This window comes from Mitsuaria sp. TWR114 (assembly GCF_007997345.1).
Genome location: NZ_VOSR01000324.1, coordinates 1 through 1,546, shown reverse-complemented (window position 1 = coordinate 1,546; position 1,546 = coordinate 1). Strand labels below are relative to the sequence as shown.

Here is a 1,546-nt window from a genome sequence, read left to right as displayed (position 1 = left end):
CCGGCAGCCCCTGCGCCTCCTTGTAGACGGCGATGGCGCCGTCCTTCCACCGGGCCAGGCCGTCGTCGGTGGCGACCCAGACGCTGCCGTCCCGGCTCGCCAGCACCGACCGGGTCGCCTCGTTGGGCAGGCCCTGCGCCTTGGACAACGTGGTGACGGGCAGCTTGCGGAAGCGGTCCACGCCCTTGTCGCTGCCGTACCAGATGTTGCCTTCGCGGTCCTCGAACAGGCTGCAGGCGATGTTGCCGGACAGGCCGTCGGACCGGGTGAAGGCGGAGGCCTGGTCCTCGCGCACGTGCAGCAGCCCCAGGCCGTCGGTGCCGATCCACAGGCCGCCGTCGCGGGCTCGCAGCAGCTTGTTGGCCAGGATCTGGCGATCGGGCAGCAGCTCCGCGGGCCGGGTGGCGCTGCGCAGCGGATAGGGGTCGAGCCGGTCGCCGGCGGGGCGCTTGAGCCCGGCGCCGCGGACGCCGACCAGCAGCTGGCCATCGGCGGTCTCGGTCAGGTCGCCCAGGCGCTGGCCGGGGGCCTCGATGCGCTGGGGCGTGCCGGGTCGCCAGCGCCACAGGCCCGAGTCCGCGCTGGCCCACAGGTCGCCCGAGCGATCCTGCGCCAGGCTCCACACGAAGGTGCCGAAGCCGCCCTGCGCGTCGTCGCAGCGGGCCTGTCCGCCGCGCACGGCGCAGAGCCGGCCGGGGGGACCGAGCAGGCCGGCCCAGACGGTGCCCTCGCTGTCCTCCAGCAGGGAGGTGACGAGCCCGCCGTCGGTCTCCGGATAACGGGTCAGGCGGCTGCCGTTCCAGCTGACCAGGCCATTGAAGGTGCCGATCCAGAGCGTGCCGTCGCGCGAGACCAGCAGGGCGTAGGGATTGCTCGGCAGCGAGGAGCCTTTCGGCGGCTGCCAGGGCACGAAGCGCAGCCCGTCGAAGCGGAAGAGGCCGTAGGAGCCGCCCACCCACAGGTAGCCGTCATGGGTCTGCGCGAAGGCGAAGACCAGCCCGAGCTGCGCGCCATCCCGCGCGGTCCACGAGGTGTGGGCGTACTGGGAGATCTGCGGCGCGGCGTCGGCCGCCCGGGCTGCGGAGGGGGCGCCCAGCAGCCAGGCCCAGGCCAGGAGCAGGCAGAGGATCAGCGGCGGGAAACGGTGGCCTTGCAGGCGACTCACGAAGGGTCCTTCGCTGCCTGTCGCGTCGGCGGCGTGGCCCGACTATCGCATCGGCGCGGGCGCGCGTCCCCACCACGAATGGGCGGAGGGCGTCGGGGAAACGCCAATCCGGTCACAGCGCCAGCCAGGCCACCAGCGGCGCGCACACGGCCAGGAAGGGCAGGCTGATGCGGTGGAACTCCTTGAGCGCGCCCGGCGCGCGGGCCAGCCGCAGCGCGATCAGGTTGGCCATCGAGCCCGCCACGAAACCGAAGCCGCCGACGTTCACCGCGATCGCGAGCACGGCGACGCTCGGCACCGCGTCGGCCAGCACCAGCGTGGCCGGCACGTTGCTGATGACCTGGGAGGCGCCGATGGCGGCCAGGTAGGCCGCCAGCGGCT

Annotated in this window: 1 protein-coding gene and 1 pseudogene; both read right to left on the bottom strand. The window is 73.7% G+C overall.

The window, feature by feature from the left end; all coding sequences use genetic code 11:
* A partial coding sequence (locus FUT87_RS13105; protein WP_222617138.1) for a two-component regulator propeller domain-containing protein occupies positions 1–1,165 on the bottom strand: 1,165 nt, incomplete at its 3' end.
* A gap of 112 nt (positions 1,166–1,277) precedes the next feature.
* Positions 1,278–1,546 (bottom strand): annotated as a pseudogene (locus FUT87_RS28745) (citrate transporter); the annotation flags it as partial.